Below are 21,529 nucleotides of genomic sequence, written 5' to 3'. Positions count from 1 at the left end.
TTCGATGGGGCGGGCGGCGCTGAACGCGCCCTGGGGCATCGTCCTGCTCGAAGTCCGCTCAGGGTGTGGGGAGTTCGGCGGGACCGGTGGTGAAACCGTCTCGGACTGCGGCTTTGGCGATCTTCCCGGAGGCCGTACGGGGCAGGCTGCCCGTGAGGACGACCGACTTCGGGATCTTGTACTTGGCGAGCCTGCCCAGCAGGTGGCCGAGGAGGTCCTCCTCGCGGACGTCGGCGAGGACGGATTCGGACCTGAGGACGATGACGGCCCGGCCGACCTCGCCCCAGACCGGGTCGGGGACACCGATGACCGCGCATTCGGCGACGGCGGGGTGGTCGAGGAGCGCGGCCTCCACCTCGGCGGGGTAGACGTTCTCCCCTCCGGAGACGAACATGTCCTTGACCCTGTCGACGAGGTAGGCGTGGCCGTCGGCGTCGGTGCGGGCGATGTCGCCGGTGCGCAGCCAGTCGCCGTCGGTGAAGGCTGCCGCGGTGTCCTCGGGCCGGTTCCAGTAACCGGTCATGACGTGGGGGCCCTGGACGAGGATCTCGCCGCGTTCGCCGGGCGCGGTGTCGCTCCCGTCGGGCCTGACGATGCGGGTGTCGGTGAAGAAGTGTGGGACGCCGGCGGAGCCGGCCTTGGCCGCCGTGTGCTCCCGGTCGAGGAAGAGGACGCCGGGGGACGCCTCGGTCATGCCGTAGCCCTGGCTGAAGGCGAGGCCGCGCTCGATGTACGCGGCGATGGTGCGGGCCGGGACCGGTGCACCGCCGCAGTTGAGGGTGCGCAGGCTGGAGAGGTCAGTGTTCGCCCAGCGCGGCCGGGCGGCCATGGCGTCGTACATCGTGGGGACGCCGAACAGGTACGTGACGCGTCGGCGTTCGACGGTGTCGAGGACCAGATCGGCGTCGAAGACCGGAAGCAGCACCACCCGGCCGCCCTTGAGGAGGGTGGGCAGGCAGGTCATGTTGAGGGCTCCGGCGTGGAACAGCGGGGCCACCACCAAGGTCACCTCGTCGGCGGTGAGGTCGGTGTCGACGAGGACGTTGACGCTGTTCCAGATGATGTTGCCGTGGGAGAGGACGGCCCCCTTGGGTCGGCCCGTGGTCCCGGAGGTGTACATGATCATGCACGGGTCCTCGGGGCGTACGGCCACGTCCAGGGACTCGTCGGGAGCGCCCGCCGGCAACTCCTCGTACCCGAGGGCGCCGTCGCCGGACTCGTCGGCTCCGTCGAGCGCGATGCGGTGGTGCACCCCCCGCCCCGACGGCGCGTGCGCGGCCGCGGCCTGCTCAGGGGCGTGGACAAGGACGGTGCTGCCCGAGTCGGAGAGGTTGTGGGCGAGCTCCGCGGCGGCCAGGCGGGTGTTGAGGGGGACGAAGACCGCGCCGAGCGTTCCGGCGGCGAACAGCGTCTCCAGGAAGGCCGGATGGTTGGGACCGAGGTAGGCGATCCGGTCGCCGCTGCCGACGCCGAGGGCGCGCAGGCCGTGGGCGAGCCGCAGGACGCGCCGGTGGAGGTCCCGGTAGGTCAGGGTGTGGTCCCCGTGGACGACGGCGGCCCGGTCGGGTGTCTTGCGGGCCCGGCGCGCCGGCCAGGAGCCGATGCCTTGGTTCAGCACGAGCGTTCCCTTCAGTGAGTGGACAGGCCGAGCAGGCGGGCGGCGTTCTCCTTGAGGATCTTCGGGCGGACTTCGGGCTTGATGTCGAGGCCGGCGAAGTCCGCGAGCCACCGGTCGGGGGTGATGACCGGAAAGTCGGAGCCGAAGAGGACCTTGTCCTGCAGCAGGGTGTTGGCGTAGCGCACCAGCTGCGGCGGGAAGTACGTGGGCGACCAGCCGGACAGGTCGATGTAGACGTGCGGCTTGTGGGTGGCGACCGCGAGCGCCTCGTCCTGCCAGGGGAAGGAGGGGTGGGCGAGGACGATCCTCAGCTCGGGAAAGTCGACGGCGACGTCGTCGACGGCCATCGGGTTGGAGTACTTCAGCCGGATGCCGCCACCGCCGGGGACGCCGGCGCCGATCCCGGTCTGGCCGGTGTGGAAGAGAGCCGGTACGCCGAGTTCCTCGATGGCCTCGTACAGCGGATAGGCGAGGCGGTCGTCCGGGGAGAAGGCCTGGATGCTGGGGTGGAACTTGAAACCGCGCACCCCGTACGCCTCCACCAGGCGTCGGGCCTCACGAACCCCCGCGCGGCCCTTGTGCGGGTCGACGCTGGCGAACGGGATCAGGACGTCGGCATGGGCGGCGCAGCTCTCGGCGATCTCCTCATTGGAGATCCGCGGGTGGCCGGTGGCGTGCTCGGCGTCGACCGTGAAGACGACGGCTGCCATCCGGCGTTCCCGGTAGTGCGCTGCCATCTCCTCGATGGTGGGCTGCCGGTGGCCGTGGGCCTTGAAGTAGGCCTCGGACGCGCCGAACAGCTCGGGGCTGAGGGCCCCGTGGCCGTCCTTGGAGACCTCCGCGTGGGTGTGCACGTCGATGGCGGTCAGCGCGTCGAGGTCGAGTGCGAGGTCGTGGCTGCGGTCGGCCATCTCACGCCACCGGGGCCTGGGGCGCGGGGATTCCGTAGGTCTCGGGCTCGGCGCCGACTCCGTCCGGCCACGCCGCGGCGATGGCGTCGCCGCTCCAGCCTCCGTCGGCGAGGGCGACCGCCTTCTCCTTTGGATGCGCCCACAGGGCCAGCCGGTCGCCGCCGATGCCGATGGCCTGCCCGGTCACCGCGTCGGAGGCGTCCGAGGCCAGGAAGGTGATCAGGCCTGCGACGTCCTCCACGGTGCCGAGGCCCTCATCCTTGCGCAGCCAGTCGGGCAGGGGCTCGCCGGTGCGCTCGGACTCCTCGATGACGGGGGCGAACGCCGGGATGGTCCGGGTCATCTCGGTGGCGGCGACCGGAACGACGGCGTTGACGGTGACACCGGAGCGGCCCAGTTCCATGGCCCAGGTGCGGGCCATGGCGACGATGCCGGCCTTGGCGGCGGCGTAGTTGGTCTGGCCGAAGTTGCCGCGCTGGCCGGCGGGCGAGGAGATCAGGACGAGTCGGCCGCCGGTGCCCTGCTCGCGCATGCGGACGGCGGCGGCGCGGGCGCAGGTGAACGTGCCGCGCAGGTGGACGCGGACGACGTCGTCGAAGTCCTCGTCGGTCATCTTCCACAGCACGCGGTCGCGCAGGATGCCGGCGTTGGCGACGAGTATGTCCAGGCGCCCGAACTCCCCGACCGCCGTGTCCACGAGGCGCTGGGCCGCCTCGCTGTCGCCCACGGCCGCTACGACGCCGGCCGCCCTGCCGCCCCGGGAGGTGATCGAGGCGACGGCGGCGTCCACCGTGCCCCGGTCGATGTCGTTGACGACGACGGCGGCGCCCGCGGCGGCGAGGGCCTGCGCGTACGCCAGCCCGAGGCCGCGTCCGCTGCCGGTGACGACGGCGACCTTGCCCTGAAGATCCATGAGAGGTGCCTCTCGAGAGTGGTGGGATACGACATGCCGAGAGCGCCGACACAAGCCGGGATCGACAGGAATCCTGATGAACGCAGTCTGGGTAATCAGCAGGATTCCTGTCAATGACCTAGGGTGCGGATGCCTAGGGTGCGGATGCGCCGCCGTCGCGGCGACACGGCACCGGCCGCGGCACGAGCGGCCCCGCACGAGCCGCCACGACGGGAGGACGAACGTGAGCACGTCACTGCTCTACTTGGTCAAGAGAACGGAACTGGTGGTAAGGGCCAGGCTGGAGGAGCTGCTCAAGCCCGCCGGGGTCACGGCGCTGCAGTACACCGCCCTGACAGTGCTGGAGCGGCACGACGGAATCTCCGCGGCGCAACTGGCCCGCGACTCCTTCGTCACCGCCCAGTCGATGGCCGACATGGTCCGGGCCCTGGAGAGCCGGGGCCTGATCCGCCGTGAGCCCAATCCGGCCAACCGCCGCGAACGTCTGATCCTGCTCGCCGATCCCGGGCGGCGGCTGCTCGCCGAGTATGCCGAGCCGGCACGCCGCATCGAGGCCCGTATGACCGCCGGCCTGAGCCCCGAGCAGACCGCCGCGTTCCGCGCCGCACTGAACGAGGCCTGGCGGGCCCTGTCCTGACCGGCGCACCCACGGGGCGGGCGCGCCTCAGCCCTCGGTCGCCGCCGGACGGAGCGCCTCCATCGCGCTGAGCATCAGCTCCAGGGCGAAGGGATAACCGCTGTCACGCATGTCGGCGGCGAGCAGCGGGAAGGCTGCGGCGACGTGCGGGTGGGTGTCGGCCGACAGCCTCCCGTAGACCGAGTTCCAGACCGCCTCGTCCGCCTCCCGGGCGGCCTTCGGCAGAGCGAGCGCGGCGGCGTCCTGGGCCGCGAACGCCAGGGCCTGGTCGACGAACGCGTGGTAGGCGCGGACGGCGAGGGGATACGGGAAGCCGGCCGAGCGCAGGATGCCGAGGATGCGCTCGACGGCCCGGGTCTCGTGGGGGCGTCCCGTGGTGCGGTACGCCCCGAGGACGGCGGCCTGCGGGTGGGAGAGGTAGCAGGCATGGATCCGCAGGCCCATCGAGCGCAGGTCCTCGCGCCAGTCTCCGGTCGCCCGCCAGCCCTCCTGCGCCCTGCCGATGAGTTCGTCCGCGAGGGCGAGGAGGAGGGCGTCGGTGTTGTGGAAGTAGCGGTAGAGCGCGCTCGGGTCGGCGCCGAGCGCGGCGCCCAGCCTGCGCACCGAGAGTGCTTCGGCGCCGTGCTGCGCGACCAGCCTCAGCGCTGTCTCGACGATGAGCTGCTCCGAGAGGACGGCACCCTGCTTGGTGGGGCGGCGGCGCCGGCGTCCGCCTTCGGGGATGACACGTTCGGACATGGCCGGGACCTTACGACAACACCATTGACGTGTAAACCGCCTTGCCGGTTCCATGGCGCCACCCCGTCGCCTCACGCTCTGGAGCTTTCGAATGGCCAAGGCCGATCTGGTCTTCACCCGCGGCCCCGTCTTCACGGTGGACCCGGCCCGCACCCGGGCCACCTCGCTCGCCGTCACCGGCGACAGGATCACGGCCGTCGGCCACGACGAGGTACGGGAACTCGTGGGCCCCGACACCGAGGTGGTCGACCTGACGGGGAAGCTGCTGCTCCCCGGCTTTCAGGACGCCCACATGCACCCGGCTTTCGCCGGGGTGGAACTGGCCGAGTGCGATCTGACCGGGACCGTCGGCGTGAACGACTACCTGGCTCTGATCCGCGCGTACGCGGACGCACACCCCGACCGCGAGTGGATCACCGGCGGCGGCTGGTCGATGGAGAGCTTCGAGGGCGGGCTGCCGACCCGGCACCTGCTCGACGCCGTCGTCCCGGATCGCCCGGTCCTGCTGTCCAACCGGGACCACCACGGCGCCTGGGCCAACACCCGGGCACTCGAACTCGCCGGAGTCACGGCATCCACTCCCGATCCCGCCGACGGCCGGATCGAGCGCGAGCCGGACGGCACTCCCAGCGGCATGCTCCAGGAGGGTGCGACCTCGCTGGTGGGCCGGCTGCTGCCGACGAGTACGCCGGCGGAACTCCTCGCCGGGCTGCTCCGGGCCCAGGAACTGCTCCACTCCCTCGGCATCACGGGCTGGCAGGACGCCATGCTCGGTGAGCTCAACGGCCGGCCCGACCCCTCGGACGCGTACATGGCCGCCGCGGGGGACGGCTCGCTCACCGCCCGCGTGACCGGGGCACTGTGGTGGGACCGGGCACGCGGCGCCGAGCAGATTCCCGAACTGGTGGCCCGCCGCAAGAAGCTGAGGGCTGGACGGTTCCGCGCCACCTCGGTGAAGATCATGCAGGACGGCGTCGCGGAGAACTTCACCGCCGCCATGACCTCCCCCTACCTGGACGGCTGCGGCTGCGCGACCGCCAACACCGGTCTGAGTTTCGTCGAGCCCGGAGCGCTGCGCGGATACGTGACGGAGCTGGACGCCCTCGGCTTCCAGGTGCACTTCCACGCCCTCGGCGACCGGGCCGTGCGCGAGGCCCTGGACGCGATCGAGTCTGCGGTGGCGGCCAACGGGCACCGCGGCAACCGCCACCACCTCGCCCATCTCCAGGTCGTCCACCCCGAGGACCTCTCCCGCTTCGCCTCGCTCGGCGCCCTGGCCAACATCCAGCCGCTGTGGGCGGCCCACGAGCCCCAGATGGACGACCTGACCATCCCGTTCCTGGGGCCGGAGCGTGCGGCCTGGCAGTACCCGTTCGGCGACCTGGTGCGCGCGGGCGCGACCCTCGTCGCGGGCAGCGACTGGCCTGTGAGCAGCCCTGATCCGCTGGCGGGTCTTCACGTGGCCGTGAACCGCCGGGACGCCGAGGCCGACCACGACCGGGTCTTCTACCCCGAGCAGCGGCTCGACCTGCCGACCGCTCTGGCCGCCTATACGGCCGGGGCGGCCCATGTGAACGGTCACGACGACGCCGGCAGCCTGCGGGTCGGCAACCTCGCGGACCTGGTCGTCCTGGACCGCGACATCCTCACGGCGCCCGCGCAGGAGATCGCGCAGGCCCGGGTGGAGCGGACCTATGTCGGCGGCCGACTCGTGTACTCGGGCTGAGCGGACCGTACCGATGACGCCCGGACGTCGAGGCGGGTCGGGACGAGCACCCCCGCCGCCCCTTGGTCTCCGTCTTCCAGGACCGCCACGAGCATGCCGATACCCGCCTCCGCGATCGCCTCGGGCCGCAGGCTCAAAGTGGTCACGGGCGGGTCGGCGTGCTCGGCGGTGACGTCCTCGCTCACGCAGACGAGGAGCAGGTCGCCGGGGACCTCGTAGCCGAGGCGGCGGGCCGCGTCCAGGACGAGCGGCGGACTCGCCTCGGCCACGACCAGGAGGGCATCGGGTCGCGCCTGGTCGGCCGCCGGATCGTCTGCCGGATCGGCCGCAAGGGCCCTCTCGACAGCGCGGACGACGGGACCGTTGCCCGACCCGTCGACGCGTACCACCCGTTCCGGCAGGTCTCGGGCGGCGCACCAGGTCCGGTGCGCGGCGTACACCTCGCTGTGGAACCGGGTGGTGCTGTCCGGCACCACCAGGACGGGCCGTCGGGCTCCCTGGTCCCGGAGGTGGTCGAGGGCCCCGCGCACGGCGGCGCCCGCATCCACGTCCACCCAGTACGCCCCGGGCCGTCCCTCGACGGAGCGGTCGCTGAACACGGGGATGCGGGCGGCGAGGAGGTCCTCGACGATCGGGTCGTCGGCGACCGGGTCGGCGACGACCACGGCGTCGAGCGACAGATCGGCCCACTCGCTCTGCAGGGACCCGGCGGGCAGCAGCACCATGGCGTAGCCGCGTCGTAGCGACGTCGCCGCGGTGGCCGCGGTCAGCCGGGCGAGGTACGGCGACTCCGGGAAGGTCCAGGGGGCGTCGGCGAACTCCCCGACCACGTATCCGATCAATCTGGCTCGCCCCGCACGCAGCCGGCGTGCGGTGGCGTTGGGCCGGTAGCCCATCCTGCGCGCGGTCTCGCGGGCTCTCTCCCGGACTTCGGGAGACAGCCTTCCGGTGCCGTTCAGTGCCGCCGAGACGGTCGTCTTGGACAGGCCCGCCTCGCGGGCCACGTCGACGAGGCGGACGCGTGGGAGGGGCGGCGAGGGCGGCCCGCCCTGCGGTGAGGCTTCGGTCATACGACTGATGCTGCCACCCTCGTGACCTTTGCAAAACCGTTCCCGCACAGCCTTGTGCGGGAACGTTCCCGCATCAATACTCGCTCCATCCCACAGCGCCCGTCACTACACCCGTAAAGGGGTGGGTCTGCATGCGCATGCCCCGAACCATGGCGTTTCTCCTCTGCGCCGCCGCCCTCGCGGCCACCACCGGCGCCTGCTCAGGCGCCACCACACCCAGGACCGCCGGCGGCACCGACCACGAGGTCACCCCCCTCTCGCCGCCCGCGCAGGGCCCGCTGGACTCCTTCACCTGGTCCCTGTACGCCGAGCCCTACACGCTCGACTACGCCCTGGCGTACGACTACCCGCCGAACACCGTGCTCGCCAACGTGTGCGAGCAGCTCATGCGGGTCACGCCCGACATGAGGATCGAACCGGGCCTCGCGGTGAGGTACGACCGCCCCGACCCCCTCACGCTGGTCTACACCCTGCGCCCCGGGGTGACGTTCCACGACGGCACGACCATGACGGCCGACGACGTGGTCGCCTCCCTCCAGCGCCAGATGGACCCCCGGACCGGCTCTCCCTGGGCGTCGACGTTCAAGAACGTCGACGCCGTCGAGAAGACCGGACCGCTGGAGGTGACGCTCCGACTCACCAAGCCCGACGTCCTGCTCCACGAGCTGATGGCCGCCTCCCCCGGCACCATCGAGAGCGCCGCGACCCTCGCCAGGGCCGGCAAGGACTACGGAACCCCCGCGGGCAAGGTCAACTGCACCGGGCCGTACGCCCTCGACACCTGGACCCAGGGCACCGAGATCACCCTGAAGAAGCACGACACCTACTGGGACCCCCGGCTCGCCCCCAGGACCGGCACCGTGAAGTTCACCTTCGTCGAGGACCCGGCGGCCCGCACCAACTCCTTCCTGTCCGGCACCGCCGACGGCGGCTACATGGTGGCCCCCGCGACGATCGGGCAACTGCGCTCCAGTGGCAGGGGCAGCGTCCTCTTCGGCCCCAACACCGCCGCGGCGAACCTCGCCGTGCTCGACTTCGGCGGTCCGCTCGGCGACGTGAAGGTGCGCCAGGCCCTCTCCCTCGCACTCGACCGGAAGAACATCATCAAGGCCGCGACCGGCGGCATCGGCGTCCCCGCCAAGGCCCCCGCCGCGCGCGGCGCGTGGGCGCTGGCCCCGGAGAAGACAACCGCGCTCTACGACACCCTGCCCGAACCCGGTTACGACATCGACGCCGCGAAGAAGCTCGTCCGGGAGTCGGCTGCCACCGACCGCAAGATCACCCTGGTCACCAGCACGCTCGCCCCCGAGATCAGCGTCGTCGCCAACGCCGTACAGGCCGCCGGCCGGGAGATCGGCCTCGACGTCGAACTGAAGTCGGTGCCCCCCGAGGCGTACAGCAGCATCTTCGTCGACCCCGGCGCGCGCGCCGGCCTGGACCTGGTCATCACCAACGGGTACGACAACACCCCGGACCCGCTGGAGTTCTACCAGTACCTGCGCACCGGGGACTTCGGGAACTACGGCAACTGGTCGAACGCCGATTTCGACGCTGCCTTCGACCGGGCCAACGCCGAACCCGACGCGGGCAGGCGCGCGGAGCTGACCGCCGAGCTCCAGAAGATCGCGCTGCGCGAGCTGCCGGTCATCCCCGTCTATGAAGCGCCCTACGTGCTCTTCCTCGGCAAGCGCGTCACCGGCGCCCCGACCGGGATCGCCCAGCTGTACTACCCGTGGGCCGCGACGATCGGGGCCGCGGCGAAATGACGCGCTATCTCGTCGGACGCGTCCTCGGGCTGCTGGCCGTGCTGTTCGTGACCTCCCTCGTGGTCTTCGGCAGCATCCACCTGGCCCCCGGCGACCCGGTGTCCTTCCTGCTCCACGGCCGCCCCGCGACCCCCGAGGCCGTGGCGGCCCTGCGCGCCCAGTACCACCTCGACGACCCGCTCACCGTGCAGTACGCCAGGTGGCTCGGCGGGGTCCTCCAGGGCGACTTCGGCAGCTCCGCCCAGTTCCACCAGGACGTCTCCACCCTCCTGGGATCCAGGCTGCCCGGCACGGCCCTTCTGGTCGGATACGCGGCGCTGCTCGTCACCCTCATCGGCATCGCGGCAGGAGTACTCGCCGCGCTGCGTCCCGGGCCGCTGGACCGCGCGGTGCTCCTCGGCACCGGTCTCGCCACGGCCACCCCGTCCTTCGTGACCGCGATCGCGCTCGTGTCCCTGTTCTCCGTCCGTCTGGGCTGGTTCCCGGGCCCCGGTGGCGCACCCGTCGGATTCTCCGAAAGGCTGTACCACCTGACCCTGCCGGCCATCGCACTGGCGCTGACCTTCGCGGGCCTGCTCGCCCGGGTGACCCGCTCGGCGATGCTGGACGAACTCGGCCGGGAACACGTCGAGGTGGCACGCGCCCGCGGCGTCCCGGAGCGTACCGTGGTCCGTCGGCACGTCCTGCGCAACGCGCTCGGCCCGGTCGTCACCGTCGGTGGCACGATGCTCGCCGGACTCCTCATCAGCACCTCGATCGTCGAGACCGCCTTCGACGTGCCCGGCCTCGGTTCCCTGCTCGTACAGTCGGTCACCGCGAAGGACTTCGCCGTCGTGCAGGCGATCACCCTCCTCAGCGTGGGCGCCTTCGTCCTCGTCAACCTCGCGGTCGACCTGCTCGCACCCCTGATCGACCCCCGGCTGTCGCTCCACGGGGAAGGCTCCTCATGACCACGACCGCACCTGCGGAACCCGACGTCCTGCGCCGCAGGCCGGGGTTGCGCCCCCTGCGCCTCGTCGCCCAGGGGCCCTTGTTCACCGCTTCGGTCGCGGTGCTCGCCGCTCTCGTGCTGATCGCCGTGCTCGCCCCCGTCCTGGCGCCGTACGACCCCGAGGCCCTCGACCTCTCGGCGAGCCTTGCCGGAACCACCGGCGAACACCTGCTCGGCACCGACCAGTCCGGGCGGGACATCCTGTCGAGGCTGATGCACGGGGCCCTCACCGGGCTGCTCGGCCCGCTGCTCGTCGTCGGGGTCTCCACCCTGGCCGGCACCCTGCTCGGCGTGCTGGCCGCCTGGCGCGGCGGCTGGGTGGACTCGGTCCTGTCCCGCTCGATGGACATGGCCTTCGCGATCCCCGGACTCCTGCTCGCGATCCTGCTCGTCTCCGTCGTCGGCTCGGGGATGACCGCGCCCGTCATCGCGATGGCGGTGGCGTACACCCCGTACGTGGGCCGTTTGGTCCGCGGCATCGCGCGCCAGGAGAAGACCCGCCCCTACATCGAGTGCTACCTGGTGCAGGGCTGGTCCGGCTGGAACGTGTGCCTGCGCCACCTCCTGCCCAACATCGCCCCCACCGTCTTCGCCCAGTCGGCGATGAACTTCGGGTACGCGCTGATGGACCTGGCGGCGCTCTCCTACCTCGGCTTCGGCGTGCAGCCGCCGACCGCCGACTGGGGCGCCATGATCAACGAAGGCCAGTCGGCCGTCCAGCAGGGGGCGATGCTGCCCGCCCTCGCGCCCTCCGCGTGCATCGTGCTCGCCGTGGTGGCGTTCGGCATCGTCGGCGAGGGCCTCGCCGACCGCATCGCGAGGCGGAAGAGGTGAACCGCATGAAGGAACAGCGGAAACGGACGGACGCGACCGCGACCCCGGCCGGCGGGAGGGATCCGGTCCTGGAGATCGACGGTCTCGGGGTCCACCTGACCGACTCCCGCGCCGCGCGGCCGGTCCTGGACGGAGTCGGCCTGCGGGTGCACCCCGGGGAGAGTGTCGGCCTCGTCGGCGAGTCCGGCTCCGGGAAGTCGGTCGCGTGCCGCAGCGTCCTCGGGCTGCTGCCCGCCGGCGCACGGACCAGCGGCGAGGTCCGGGTCGCCGGCCGGGATGTCCTCACCATGAGCCGCGCGGAGCTGACCGGGCTTCGCACCCGACAGGTCGCGATGGTCTTCCAGGACCCGCGCGCCTCCGTGAACCCGCTGCGCCGCGTCGGCGACTTCCTCACCGAAGGGCTGCGCGCGGCCGGGACCCCGGCCGCCACGGCGACCGCGCGGGCCCTCGAACTCCTCGACGCGGTCGGCATCCGTGATCCGCGCGGCGCCCTGCGCCGCCGTCCGCACGAGTTCTCCGGCGGCATGCTCCAGCGGGTGGTCATCGCCGCCGCCCTCGCGGCCGAACCCGCACTGATCGTCGCCGACGAGCCGACGACCGCCCTGGACGTCACGACCCAGGCGGAGATCATCGAACTCCTCACCCGCCTGCGGGCCGAGCGGGGCACGGGCCTGCTCTTCGTCACTCACGACCTCGAACTGGCCGCCACCGTCTGTGACCGGGTCTATGTGATGTACGCGGGCCGGATCGTGGAGACGCGCGGTACCGACGAGTTGTTCGACCGGCCGCGGCACCCGTACACGGCGGGGCTGATTTCCTGCACGCCGAGCATCGAAGCCGGGGTGCCCGCGCCCCGTCCCGTCCCCGGGCGTCCCGTCTCCCTGGCCGAAGCGCCGCCGGGCTGCGCCTTCGCCGCGCGCTGCGCCCACGCCGTGGCGCGCTGCTCACAGGAGAAGCCCGAACTCACCCGGCACGGCGACGGACTCGCCGCCTGCCACCGCGCCGACGAAGGGATCGCGCTGTGACCGCCTCGGGGAAGAGGGGACCGGAAGCCGAAGGACCGGTCGCCGAGGGCCTGGCCGTCGAGGGCCTACGCAAGCGATACGGCGACCACACGGCCGTCGACGGCGTGTCGTTCTCCCTGGCGCCCGGGGCCTCCCTCGCGATCGTCGGTGAGTCGGGCAGCGGCAAGACCACCACGGCGCGGATGCTCGTCGGACTGGAGCGCCCGGACGGCGGGACCGTCCGCCTGGACGGCCGGGACCGCTCCACCCGGCCCCGTCGCCGGGCGGAACGGCTGGCCAGGGCCCGGGAGATCCAGATGGTCTTCCAGGATCCGTACCTCTCCCTCGATCCGCGGGTGACCGTCTCCGGCTGCCTGGACGAGGTGCTGCGCCTCCACACGGATCTCGACGCGCCGGGCCGCGGCGGCCGGGTCGCCCAACTCCTGGACCAGGTCGGTCTCGGCACGCGCGAGGCAGCCGCCCTCCCCCGTGACCTCTCGGGCGGCCAGCGCCAGCGCGTGGCGATCGCCCGTGCCCTTGCGGTGGAGCCCCGGATCCTCGTCCTCGACGAGGCCGTCGCCGCGCTCGACGTCTCGATCCAGGCGCAGATCCTCGAACTCCTCGGGCGGATCCGCAGCGCGTCGGGGATCGGCTACCTGTTCGTCACACACGATCTGGCGGTGGTCCGACACATCGCCGACGAGATCCTCGTGCTCAAGTCCGGTCAGGTCGTGGAGACGGGTCCGGCCCCACAGGTCCTGGAAGCTCCCCAACACCCGTACACCCGACTCCTCCTGGACTCGGTGCCCCGGCGCGGGCGGTGGCCCGCAGGCCGATGACCGCCGGCCGCTCGACCCAGCGGCCGGCACCGCGCTGTCCGCGCACCCCACGGTGCTCCGTGCACCTCGTTCACTGCCGCTCACGGCCATGACCGCCGCCTGACCCGCTCGGGCCGGCGTGGCCCCCAACTGGCGCCCGAAAACGACATTGAGGCCGTATCGGAAAATTCCGATACGGCCTCCGACCTGCGATTCCGCATGGTCGGGACGACAGGATTTGAACCTGCGACCCCTTGACCCCCAGTCAAGTGCGCTACCAAGCTGCGCCACGTCCCGATGTACCTTCGACCTGCGGGTTTCCCCGTGCTCGGCGGCACATGCAGAACATTACCCCACGCCGAGGGGTGTGCATGCACGGGTAATCGGCGCGGTGCAGGATGGGACGGTGAACGCACGGGACAGGGACGGTGAAGGGCGGGCGAGGAACGCCCGTCCGAGGGATGGGCTGGGACGGCCGCTTGCCTACGGCGCGCCGGGTGTGGAGCGGCAGCCGGAAGGGGTCGTGCGCTCGCCCGCGGAGACGGTGCGCGAGGCGCAGCGGCTGCTGGACGCAGGGAAGCCCTTCCACGCGCACGAGGTCTTCGAGGACGCCTGGAAGTCGGGGCCCGGGGCCTCGGCGCCGCTGTGGCGGGGACTGGCGCAGCTGGCGGTCGGGCTGACGCACGCCGCCCGTGGCAACACGGTGGGCGGGGCGCGGCTGCTGCGGCGCGGGGCCGACGGCATCGAGGGGCTGCGGGGGGACCCGTACGGGCTCGACGTGCCGGGCCTGGTCCGGTGGGCCCGGGAGCTGGCGGGCCGGGTGGAGCGGGCCGGCGTGGCCGTCGACGCCGCACGGGAGGCCCCCCGGCTGGGCTGCGGCCGCTGAGGCCGTCGGAGGGGGACCCCCGTACGGGGCACCTGCGGGCATCGTCGCGACAAGGTGGCGGGCCGAGGCTGTCGGCACAGGCCCGCCGGGGGGACGGGTACGGCCGGCCCTCAGCGGAGGGCGGGCTGGAGCAGGTCCCAGCGGTTGCCGTAGAGGTCTTCGAAGACGGCCACGGAGCCGTACGGTTCGTGGCGCGGGGTCTCCAGGAAGCGGACGCCCTCGGCGGTCATCCGGGCGTGGTCGCGGGCGAAGTCGTCGGTGTGCAGGAAGAATCCGACGCGGCCGCCGGTCTGGTCGCCGACGCGGGAGCGCTGGGCCTCGTCCTTGGCTCGGGCCAGCAGCAGGGCGGACTCGGTGGCGCCGGGCGGGCGTACGACCACCCAGCGGGAGCCGTCCGGGCGGGCCGTGTCCTCGGCCAGATCGAAGCCGAGGGCACGCGTGTAGAAGTCGATGGCCTCGTCGTAGTCGTGGACCAGGAGGGCGGTCAGGGCGATGTGGGATGACATGGCCCTATTGTGACCCCGGGCCCCTGCCCGCCCCCGCTCGCGGTCCCGCACCCGCTACCGGTCGCGCGCCCCCGGCCGCCGCCCCCGGTCCGGGGCGCCCACGAGGACCACGTCGAGTCTGCGGGGGCCGTGGACGCCCTCCACCCGCTCCAGCTCGATGTCGCTGGTCGCCGACGGGCCGGAGATCCAGGTCAGCGGGTGGCGCGGGTCCAGGAGCGGCAGGGCCTCGGGGACGGAGTCCACGACCTGGTCCGGGACGCGCACCAGGCAGATGTGGTGGTCGGGGACGAGGGTGATGCGGCGGCGGCCCTGGTCCGGGCCGCCGTCGAGGACGATCGTGCCGGTCTCGGCGATCGCGAGGGCGCAGCCGGTCACCACGGCGTCGACCCGGTCCAGTTCCCGAGGGGTCTGCGCCGCCCGGTCGGGGACGAAGGTGAGCGACGGCTCCGACGGCAGGCGGTGGCCGAGGGCGGGCGGGAGCTGCACGGTCGCGGCGTCCGCCAGCAGGCGTCCCAGCAGGTCCCGCAGGCCGTCCCCGTCCGTGCGGTGGACCCGCGCGCGGTACTCGGCGAGGTTCGCGGCCAGCAGGTCCACGCGCTCGTCCGGGGTGCGCGCGCCGTGTACCCGCAGGTAGTCCCTCGGGACGTCGGCGCCGGGGCCGGTCCCGGTACCCGCCTGCCTTCCCGGCGGGGTCACCGCCCGGCGGATGCGGGCCAGGATGCGGTCTTTGCCGGTCACTGCGGGGTTCCCCGTTCCCGGGTCCACCAGTCGCGGAACGACTCGGCGGGCAGCAGGGGCAGCTCGCGGGTGTCGGTCCAGGCGCGGCCGGGGCCGGGCAGCCGGCGCGGCGCCAGCCTGCGGGCGCGGGCCAGCAGGCGCTCGCCCGCGCGCAGCGCCTCCGGGCGGTCCAGCAGCAGCCGGGAGGCGCGCACGGCGGCGCGTTCCGCGGTGTGCCGGCGCGCGGGGCGGATCCGTACACGGATGCCGTCGCGGGTCGCCGGTCCGCCCTGGGCCACCCGTTCCCGCAGGTGGACGAGGATGTCAGGGATGTCGATGGCGACCGGGCAGACGTCGTAGCAGGCCCCGCACAGGGTGGAGGCGTAGGGCAGCGAGGCGTCGATCTCGCTTGCGGTACCGCGCAGTTGGGGGCTGAGGACGGCGCCGATGGGGCCGGGGTAGACCGATCCGTAGGCGTGGCCGCCGGCGCGTTCGTAGACCGGGCAGACATTGAGGCAGGCGGAGCAGCGGATACAGCGCAGGGCCTGGCGGCCGGTCTCGTCGGCGAGGGTGTCGGTGCGTCCGTTGTCGAGGAGGACGAGGTGGAAGGCGGAGGGCCCGTCGCCGTCCGTCGTACCGGTCCACATCGTCGTGTACGGGTTCATCCGCTCGGCCGTCGAGGACCGCGGCAGCGTCTGGAGGAAGATCTCCAGGTCGCGGAAGGTGGGGACGACCTTCTCGATGCCCACGACGGAGATCAGGGTCTCGGGGAGGGTCAGGCACATCCGGCCGTTGCCCTCGGATTCGAGGACGACCATCGTGCCCGTCTCGGCGACCATGAAGTTGGCGCCGGAGACGGCGACCTTGGCGCGCAGGAACTTCTCGCGCAGGTGCAGACGCGCCGCCTCGGCGAGTTCCCGCGGGTCGTCGCCGAGGGGATCGGGTGCGGGGCGGCCCCAGCGGCCCATCTCGGCACGGAAGAGGTCGCGGATCTCGGACCGGTTGCGGTGGATGGCCGGGACCAGAATGTGGGAGGGGCGGTCGTGCCCGAGCTGCACGATGAGCTCGGCGAGATCGGTCTCGTACGCGGTGATCCCGGCGGCCTCCAGGGCCTCGTTGAGACCGATCTCCTGGGTGGCCATCGACTTGACCTTGACGACCTCACGCTCGCCGGTCGCGCGGACGAGCTCCGTGACGATGTGGTTGGCCTCGTCGGCGTCGACGGCCCAGTGGACGGTGCCGCCCGCCGCCGTCACCGCCGCCTCCAACTGGAGCAGGTAGCGGTCGAGGTGGCGCAGTGTGTGGTCCTTGACCGCCTTGCCCGCGGCGCGCAGCCGGTCCCAGTCCGCCAGCTCGGCGACGGCCCGCGCCCGCTTGTCGCGGATGGTGTGCGTGGCGTGCCGGAGGTTGGCACGCAGGACGCCGTCCCGTACGGCCTCGCGGGCCGCCTCGGGAAAGGCGGGCATGCCCAAGTGGGTGCCGGTGGTTCCGATGGTTCCGGGGGCGCCCGTGGCGCCTCTGAAGCCCGTCATGGCAGCGGTTCCTCCTCGGTCGCCGCGAGGATCTCGGCGAGGTGCAGGGTCCGCAGCGGTGCCCCCGACCGCCGCAGGAGGCCGTCGAGATGGGCGAGGCAGGAGTTGTCGGAGGCGCACAGCACCTCGGCCCCGGTGCCGGTCGCGGCGGCGGTCTTGTCGGTGCCCATGGCGGTGGAGACGTCCGGGTTCTTGACGGCGAAGGTGCCCCCGAAACCGCAGCACTCCTGCGCCCCCGGCAGGTCGACCAGGTCCAGGCCCTTGACGGCGGCCAGCAGCCGTCGGGGCCGGTCCCCCAGTCCCAGGCCGCGCAGGCCGTGGCAGGAGGGGTGGTAGGTGACGGTGTGCGGGAAGTAGGCGCCCACGTCCGTCACCCCGAGCACGTCGACCAGGAACTCGGTGAGCTCGTACACGCGCGGCGCGAGCGACCGGGCGGCGTCCGCCAGCTCCGCCCCTCGCCCCTCCCGCTCCGCCTTCAGGCCGATCCGCGGGTAGTGCGCACGGATCATCGCGGCGCAGGAGCCGGAGGGCGTGACCACGTATGGGTGGCCGGCGAAGGCCGCCGCCGTCCGGCGCACCAGCGGTTCGGCCTCGTACCGGTAGCCCGTGTTGTACTGCGGCTGCCCGCAGCAGCTCTGGGCGGCCGGGAAGTCCACCGCGACACCGAGACGCTCCAGGAGGCGGACGACGGCGATGCCGGTCCGCGGATACAGCGCGTCGTTGACGCAGGTGACGAACAGGGCCGCACGCATGATGGGCACAATAGCCGGGTGAAGAAGTTCTCAGTGATCGGCATAGGCGCGGGCGACCCGGACCACCTGACCCTCCAGGCGGTCAGGGCGATCGGCGCGGCGGACGCATTCCTCATCCTGGAGAAGGGTGAGGAGAAGTCGGATCTGACCGGGCTGCGGCGCGCGATGCTCGACGCGCACGCCCGCCCCGGCCACCGGCTGGTGGAGGGCCGCGACCCGGACCGGGACCGGACGCCCGCCGAGTACGCCCCGACGGTGGACGGCTGGCGCAGCGCGCGGGCCGAACTCTTCGAGCGGTTCGTCGCGGAGGACCTGGCCGACGGCGAGACCGGGGCGTTCCTGGTGTGGGGCGACCCGTCGCTCTACGACTCCACGCTCGCGATCCTCGACGAGGTGCTGGAGCGCGGCCGGGTGGTCTTCGAGCACGAGGTCGTACCGGGCATCAGCAGCGTCTCCGCGCTCCTGGCGCGGCACCGGACCCATCTGAACCGGGTCGGGCGGCCGGTCCAGATCACCACCGGGCGCCGGCTGGCCGAGGGCTGGCCGGCCGGAGTGGACGACGTGGTGGTGATGCTGGACGCGCGGCACGCCTTCACCGCCCACCTGGACCAGGACCTCTACATCTACTGGGGCGCCTACGTGGGCACCCCCGACGAGATCCTGGTGCAGGGCAGGCTGGCGGAGGTCGCGGGGCACATCGAGGAACTGCGGACCGAGGCCCGCGCCCGCAAGGGCTGGATCATGGACACCTACCTGCTCAGGCGCCCCTGAGCAGCTGGCCGGGCAGGGCGGCGGCGAGGCGGGCGTACTCCTCGGGGCGGTTGTAGATCTGCCCGCAGACCCGGATGCCGCCGCCGCCCGGCCAGGGCCAGATCAGCACCCGGATGCGCAGGCGCTCCGCGATCCGCTCGCGCAGCGCGCGGGCGTGCTCCGGGGTCTCGGCGACACCCGGCGGCAGGCGCAGGGAGCGCATGGCGAGGCCGTCGGTGTGCGGGAGCGCGGCGAGCCCCGGGATCTCGCCGAGCAGCGCGGCGCCGTGGGCGGCGAGGGTGCTGTTGTGGGCGCGGACCTTGGCGGCGTCGAGGGCTTCGATGAGGTCGAGTCCGTCGGGGGCGGCGAGCCAGCCGGTGTAGTCGGCGGTGGCGCGGTTCTCGACGGAGCGCGGGAAGCCGTGCCCGTCCTCCCAGGAGGCGACGAGTGCCCGGACCCGGTGGCGGTGCTGGGGGGCGACGGCGAGCAGGGCGGTGCCGGACGGGGCGTAGCCCCATTTGTGGAGGTTGCCGAACCAGAAGTCGGCACCGGTGCCGAGCGGGTCCGCGAGCATGCCCGGTGCGTGGGCGCCGTCGACGACGGTGGTCACGCCGCGCTCGCGCAGTGCGGCGACCAGGCGGGGCGAGGCGATGACCCGGGCGGTCGGCGAGCTGACGTGGTCGAGCACCGCGACCCGGGTACGCGGCGTCAGCGCGGCCAGCACGGTCTCGCGCACGGCGTCCTCGTCGGGCAGGGCGGGGTCCAGGGCGACGGTGGTGACCGGGGCGCGGCGAGCGGCGGCCGCGGTGACGGTGCCGTAGCCGTGGTCGGTCACCAGGATCTCGTCGCCGTGGGCGAGCGGGACGGCGCCGAGGGCGAGATGGGCGCCTTCGGTGGCATTGGCGATGAAGGCGAGGCCGTCCGCGTCGGCGGCGAGGTGCGCGGCGATCCGAGTGCGGGCCTGTTCCAGGCGGTCCGGCAGGGCGGTGAAGAAGGCGTCGGGGTCGGCGTGCGCCTCGGCCCGCAGCAGGGCCTGCGCTTCCTGTACGGGCACGGGGACCGCGCCGAACGAGCCGTGGTTGAGGTGGGCGACGCGGGCGTCGAGGCGGAAGAGGGCGGGCCCGCCGGGGAACTCCCCCGGCTGCGGGCGGCCTGCGGGCGGCTCGGCGGGGCGTTCGGCGGGACGTGTCGTCTCGGTCACGGAACCTCCGGGTGCGGCGCGGCTGTCGCCCGGATCATCTCCCGCCGGTCTCGCGGACCGGAAGACCACGGCCCCCGGCGGGGCCGGAACGCTACGGCCCCGCCGGGGGGCCGGCGGCCGCCTGCGCAGGGCAGGTGCCCGACCGCGGGCGTGCCGGGCGGCTGGGTGCGCAGCCGGTCCGGCCCGGGCGGGCCGCGGCCGCGCCGCCGGGCCGGGGCAGACAGCCCGGAGCTGAGGCCCGGGCGGTCGGCAGCCGCTGCCGCGGCTTACGGTTCGCGGCCGCTGGTCGCCGCGTAGTACTGGAGGTCCTGCACCTCCACCGTGTGATCCGCCCGGTAGGGCAGGTCCACCTTCGCCGTCGCCCTCCCGTCGCGGACCACGTGGGCCGCGCTGGTGCCCGTCCTGAGCGGCAGCAGTGCGGAGTGGATCCCGGCGGGGGCGTCGTGGCTGTCCTGCGCCGTGCCGACGGTCGTGCGCACGGTCGCGGGTGAGGTGAGGAAGCTGAGGACCTCCACCGTGTCGCGGGCCGGTGCGCTTCCCTTGCGCAGCGACATCACCAGCGACTGGTCGCCGGTCGGGTCGGCGTCCGCGAACTGCGTGCGCGAGGTGAGGTACAGGGTGTCCCGGACGACCTTCGGCCAACCGCCCGTCTTGAACCGGGTCAGGTAGTAGGAGGTCAGGTCGAGGTAGGCGTGGCCGTTGTGCAGCGAGGGCGCGAACTGGCTGCCCTCGGAGTAGTCGTTCCACGTGGTGAGCTGGACCCAGTCGGCGCCGTCCTCGATGGCGCGCGTCCATGTGGCGCGCAGGGTCGCCGTGTTGCCGGCCTCGTCGTAGATGCCCTGGTTGGGGCGGGCGTCCTGGACCGACACGGGCTGCATCCAGATCTTGCCCATGCCGTGGGCCCGCCGGACGTCGCGCGTGGAGCTCTCCTGGCCGGTGTAGCTGCGGCTGCCCCACTCGGAGAAGCCGTGGCTGATCGGGGCGAACTCGCCGGTGTGGGCGCCGAAGTCGAGGAAGAGCGGGACGAAGGCGGTGCGGATGCCGTGGTCGGCCTTGAGGACCCGGATGACCTCCGTCCACCACGTCACGCTCTTCGCCTCCGCCTTGAAGGGGGAGACGACGAGTCGGCCGTCGGGGAGCCGGTGTGCGGCGGAGGCGTCGGCGAGCGTGGCGAGCGCCTCGGCCAGCACGCGGGGATCGTCGGTCTTCAGCGAGGTCATGTCCGGCATGAGCATGATCTTGAAAGCGGGGTCCACCGAACGGGCCGCCGCCATGAGCAGGTTGGCGCGGTCCCAGTTCTTGCCGGAGAGGGAGAGCAGGTCGAGGGTGAAGCCGTCGATGCCGGCGTCCCGCGCCGTGCGCACCTCCTGCTGGAGGTTGGCGTACTCCCAGTCGCCGCCCTTGGGCGTGACGGGCAGCGGGCGGTCCCGCAGCAGGCCGCCGTACCTGCCGTGTTTGCCGCTTTCCCCATCGGGGTCGAGGTAGTTGCGGGTGTAGTAGTCCTTGTCCGCGTCCGCATTGTCGAGGGAGAGCGGGTACGGGGTGAAGTAGTGGGCGAAGACCAGCTTCCCGCCCGCTCGGCCGGAGCGCAGCGCGGCCGGGCGGGGCATGTCGAAGGGCAGGGCGCCGGCGGGGCGCGCCGCTCCGGAGTCCACCGCTCCCCCGGAATCGCCGTCGGCCGCCGGGCGCCGGGTGGGCGGGGGGCTCTGCTGCGGCTGCGCCGGGGTCGGGTCGCCCGCGCCGGGTGGGGAGCCGGGTCCGGTGGACTGCGGGGCGGAGGCGCCGCGGACCGTGGTGTTCTGTTCGGGGGCGCCGCCGAGCGGGTCCCAGGCGATGCCGGTGGCCGCGCAGACACCGACGACGAGGAAGCCGGACAGGAGCAGGGCCAGCAGCGGCCGGCCGCCCCGGACGGCCGGCCGGCGCCGGTGCGACACGGGGCGTGCCGCCCGGTCCGCGCCGTGCGCTCTGCGTCGTGCTCGCCGGTCCGTGCGCCGGTCCGCTGTCATCGTGGCCCCTCCCGCGAATGCACCCCGGTGGGGGCTGGACAGCAGTAGAGCCCATCCCCGGCTTCCGGACAAGCGTTCGCCGGGGTCGGGGACCGTGCACGTACGTCACGGGGACGACGGGAACTACGCCGACCGCCGGTTCTGCCGGCGCGG

The 21,529-nt window shown here is 73.0% G+C and carries 20 protein-coding genes and 1 tRNA gene; 9 read left to right on the top strand and 12 right to left on the bottom strand.

All coding sequences use genetic code 11. The features are described from left to right. Positions 1–58: 58 nt before the first annotated feature. The 3 genes from R4Z63_RS27935 to R4Z63_RS27925 are packed head-to-tail and all read right to left on the bottom strand — an operon-like array spanning position 59 to position 3,442. Complete coding sequence (locus R4Z63_RS27935) at positions 59–1,618, bottom strand: acyl-CoA synthetase (RefSeq protein ID WP_491522602.1); 1,560 nt, start codon at positions 1,616–1,618, stop codon at positions 59–61. A gap of 11 nt (positions 1,619–1,629) precedes the next feature. Then, positions 1,630–2,529, bottom strand: coding sequence for an amidohydrolase family protein (locus R4Z63_RS27930; protein ID WP_037916206.1), 900 nt, complete (start codon positions 2,527–2,529; stop codon positions 1,630–1,632). A 1-nt stretch (position 2,530) separates the two neighbouring features. Beyond that, positions 2,531–3,442: an SDR family oxidoreductase gene (locus tag R4Z63_RS27925; protein ID WP_384455283.1), complete on the bottom strand. Its 912-nt coding sequence runs from the start codon at positions 3,440–3,442 to the stop codon at positions 2,531–2,533. 223 nt (positions 3,443–3,665) lie between these two features. On the opposite strand from R4Z63_RS27925, the gene R4Z63_RS27920 reads away from it, so the two are divergent. Next, on the top strand, positions 3,666–4,079 hold the full coding sequence (locus tag R4Z63_RS27920) for a MarR family winged helix-turn-helix transcriptional regulator (protein WP_037916200.1): 414 nt from the start codon (positions 3,666–3,668) through the stop codon (positions 4,077–4,079). Positions 4,080–4,106: 27 nt separating this feature from the next. Here the strand turns inward: R4Z63_RS27920 and R4Z63_RS27915 are convergent, their stop codons facing one another. Beyond that, positions 4,107–4,817, bottom strand: coding sequence for a TetR/AcrR family transcriptional regulator (locus tag R4Z63_RS27915; protein ID WP_384455286.1), 711 nt, complete (start codon positions 4,815–4,817; stop codon positions 4,107–4,109). 91 nt (positions 4,818–4,908) lie between these two features. Here R4Z63_RS27915 and R4Z63_RS27910 point away from each other — a divergent pair, with 91 nt between their 5' ends. Next, entirely contained in the window at positions 4,909–6,543 is a 1,635-nt protein-coding gene (locus R4Z63_RS27910) for an amidohydrolase (RefSeq protein ID WP_384455289.1), read from the top strand. On the opposite strand, the gene R4Z63_RS27905 is transcribed toward R4Z63_RS27910, so the two are convergent. Next, positions 6,510–7,613 (bottom strand): LacI family DNA-binding transcriptional regulator, encoded by a 1,104-nt coding sequence (locus R4Z63_RS27905; protein ID WP_384455292.1) that lies wholly within the window; start codon positions 7,611–7,613, stop codon positions 6,510–6,512. The genes R4Z63_RS27910 and R4Z63_RS27905 overlap by 34 nt on opposite strands. Positions 7,614–7,744: 131 nt before the next feature. Here R4Z63_RS27905 and R4Z63_RS27900 point away from each other — a divergent pair, with 131 nt between their 5' ends. From R4Z63_RS27900 to R4Z63_RS27880, 5 genes are read left to right on the top strand one after another with little or no spacing between them, the layout of a single operon-like run. Next, positions 7,745–9,379 (top strand): ABC transporter substrate-binding protein, encoded by a 1,635-nt coding sequence (locus R4Z63_RS27900; protein WP_384455295.1) that lies wholly within the window; start codon positions 7,745–7,747, stop codon positions 9,377–9,379. Further along, complete coding sequence (locus R4Z63_RS27895) at positions 9,376–10,329, top strand: ABC transporter permease (protein WP_384455298.1); 954 nt, start codon at positions 9,376–9,378, stop codon at positions 10,327–10,329. The genes R4Z63_RS27900 and R4Z63_RS27895 overlap by 4 nt, the downstream gene beginning before the upstream one ends. Beyond that, positions 10,326–11,204 carry an ABC transporter permease gene (locus tag R4Z63_RS27890; protein ID WP_384455301.1) on the top strand — a complete coding sequence of 293 codons (879 nt, stop codon included), beginning with the start codon at positions 10,326–10,328 and terminating at the stop codon, positions 11,202–11,204. Before R4Z63_RS27895 ends, R4Z63_RS27890 begins: the two co-directional genes overlap by 4 nt. Positions 11,205–11,209: 5 nt before the next feature. Further along, entirely contained in the window at positions 11,210–12,229 is a 1,020-nt protein-coding gene (locus tag R4Z63_RS27885) for an ABC transporter ATP-binding protein (RefSeq protein ID WP_384455304.1), read from the top strand. Then, positions 12,226–13,047 (top strand): ABC transporter ATP-binding protein, encoded by an 822-nt coding sequence (locus R4Z63_RS27880; protein WP_384455307.1) that lies wholly within the window; start codon positions 12,226–12,228, stop codon positions 13,045–13,047. Before R4Z63_RS27885 ends, R4Z63_RS27880 begins: the two co-directional genes overlap by 4 nt. A 199-nt stretch (positions 13,048–13,246) precedes the next feature. On the opposite strand, the gene R4Z63_RS27875 is transcribed toward R4Z63_RS27880, so the two are convergent. After that, a tRNA-Pro gene (locus R4Z63_RS27875) sits at positions 13,247–13,323 on the bottom strand. Positions 13,324–13,549: 226 nt separating this feature from the next. Here R4Z63_RS27875 and R4Z63_RS27870 point away from each other — a divergent pair. Then, the gene (locus tag R4Z63_RS27870) at positions 13,550–13,912 is read left to right on the top strand and encodes a DUF309 domain-containing protein (RefSeq protein WP_384455310.1); all 363 of its coding nucleotides are present in this window, start codon (positions 13,550–13,552) and stop codon (positions 13,910–13,912) included. A gap of 110 nt (positions 13,913–14,022) precedes the next feature. Here the strand turns inward: R4Z63_RS27870 and R4Z63_RS27865 are convergent, their stop codons facing one another. The 4 genes from R4Z63_RS27865 to R4Z63_RS27850 are packed head-to-tail and all read right to left on the bottom strand — an operon-like array spanning position 14,023 to position 17,419. Continuing rightward, complete coding sequence (locus tag R4Z63_RS27865; RefSeq protein WP_384455313.1) at positions 14,023–14,418, bottom strand: VOC family protein; 396 nt, start codon at positions 14,416–14,418, stop codon at positions 14,023–14,025. Between the two features lie 54 nt (positions 14,419–14,472). Continuing rightward, positions 14,473–15,156 carry a LutC/YkgG family protein gene (locus R4Z63_RS27860; protein WP_384455316.1) on the bottom strand — a complete coding sequence of 228 codons (684 nt, stop codon included), beginning with the start codon at positions 15,154–15,156 and terminating at the stop codon, positions 14,473–14,475. Further along, positions 15,153–16,667, bottom strand: a complete 1,515-nt coding sequence (locus tag R4Z63_RS27855) for a lactate utilization protein B (RefSeq protein ID WP_384455319.1) — start codon at positions 16,665–16,667, stop codon at positions 15,153–15,155. The genes R4Z63_RS27860 and R4Z63_RS27855 overlap by 4 nt, the downstream gene beginning before the upstream one ends. Then, on the bottom strand, positions 16,664–17,419 hold the full coding sequence (locus R4Z63_RS27850; RefSeq protein ID WP_384455322.1) for a (Fe-S)-binding protein: 756 nt from the start codon (positions 17,417–17,419) through the stop codon (positions 16,664–16,666). The genes R4Z63_RS27855 and R4Z63_RS27850 overlap by 4 nt, the downstream gene beginning before the upstream one ends. Positions 17,420–17,437: 18 nt before the next feature. Between R4Z63_RS27850 and cobF the strand changes: the two genes are divergently transcribed. Continuing rightward, the gene (gene cobF, locus R4Z63_RS27845) at positions 17,438–18,190 is read left to right on the top strand and encodes a precorrin-6A synthase (deacetylating) (protein ID WP_384455325.1); all 753 of its coding nucleotides are present in this window, start codon (positions 17,438–17,440) and stop codon (positions 18,188–18,190) included. Here cobF and R4Z63_RS27840 read toward each other — a convergent pair. Together R4Z63_RS27840 and R4Z63_RS27835 are read right to left on the bottom strand one after the other, a co-directional pair. Further along, positions 18,177–19,370 carry an aminotransferase class V-fold PLP-dependent enzyme gene (locus tag R4Z63_RS27840; RefSeq protein ID WP_384455328.1) on the bottom strand — a complete coding sequence of 398 codons (1,194 nt, stop codon included), beginning with the start codon at positions 19,368–19,370 and terminating at the stop codon, positions 18,177–18,179. The genes cobF and R4Z63_RS27840 overlap by 14 nt on opposite strands. A 266-nt stretch (positions 19,371–19,636) precedes the next feature. Then, positions 19,637–21,376, bottom strand: coding sequence for a glycoside hydrolase family 71 protein (locus tag R4Z63_RS27835; protein ID WP_384455330.1), 1,740 nt, complete (start codon positions 21,374–21,376; stop codon positions 19,637–19,639). Positions 21,377–21,529 lie beyond the last annotated feature (153 nt).

It is taken from the genome of Streptomyces sp. PL-29, from assembly GCF_058344425.1.
Note: the sequence above shows the minus strand (reverse complement) of the source record. Positions and strands in the feature narration are given on the sequence as shown.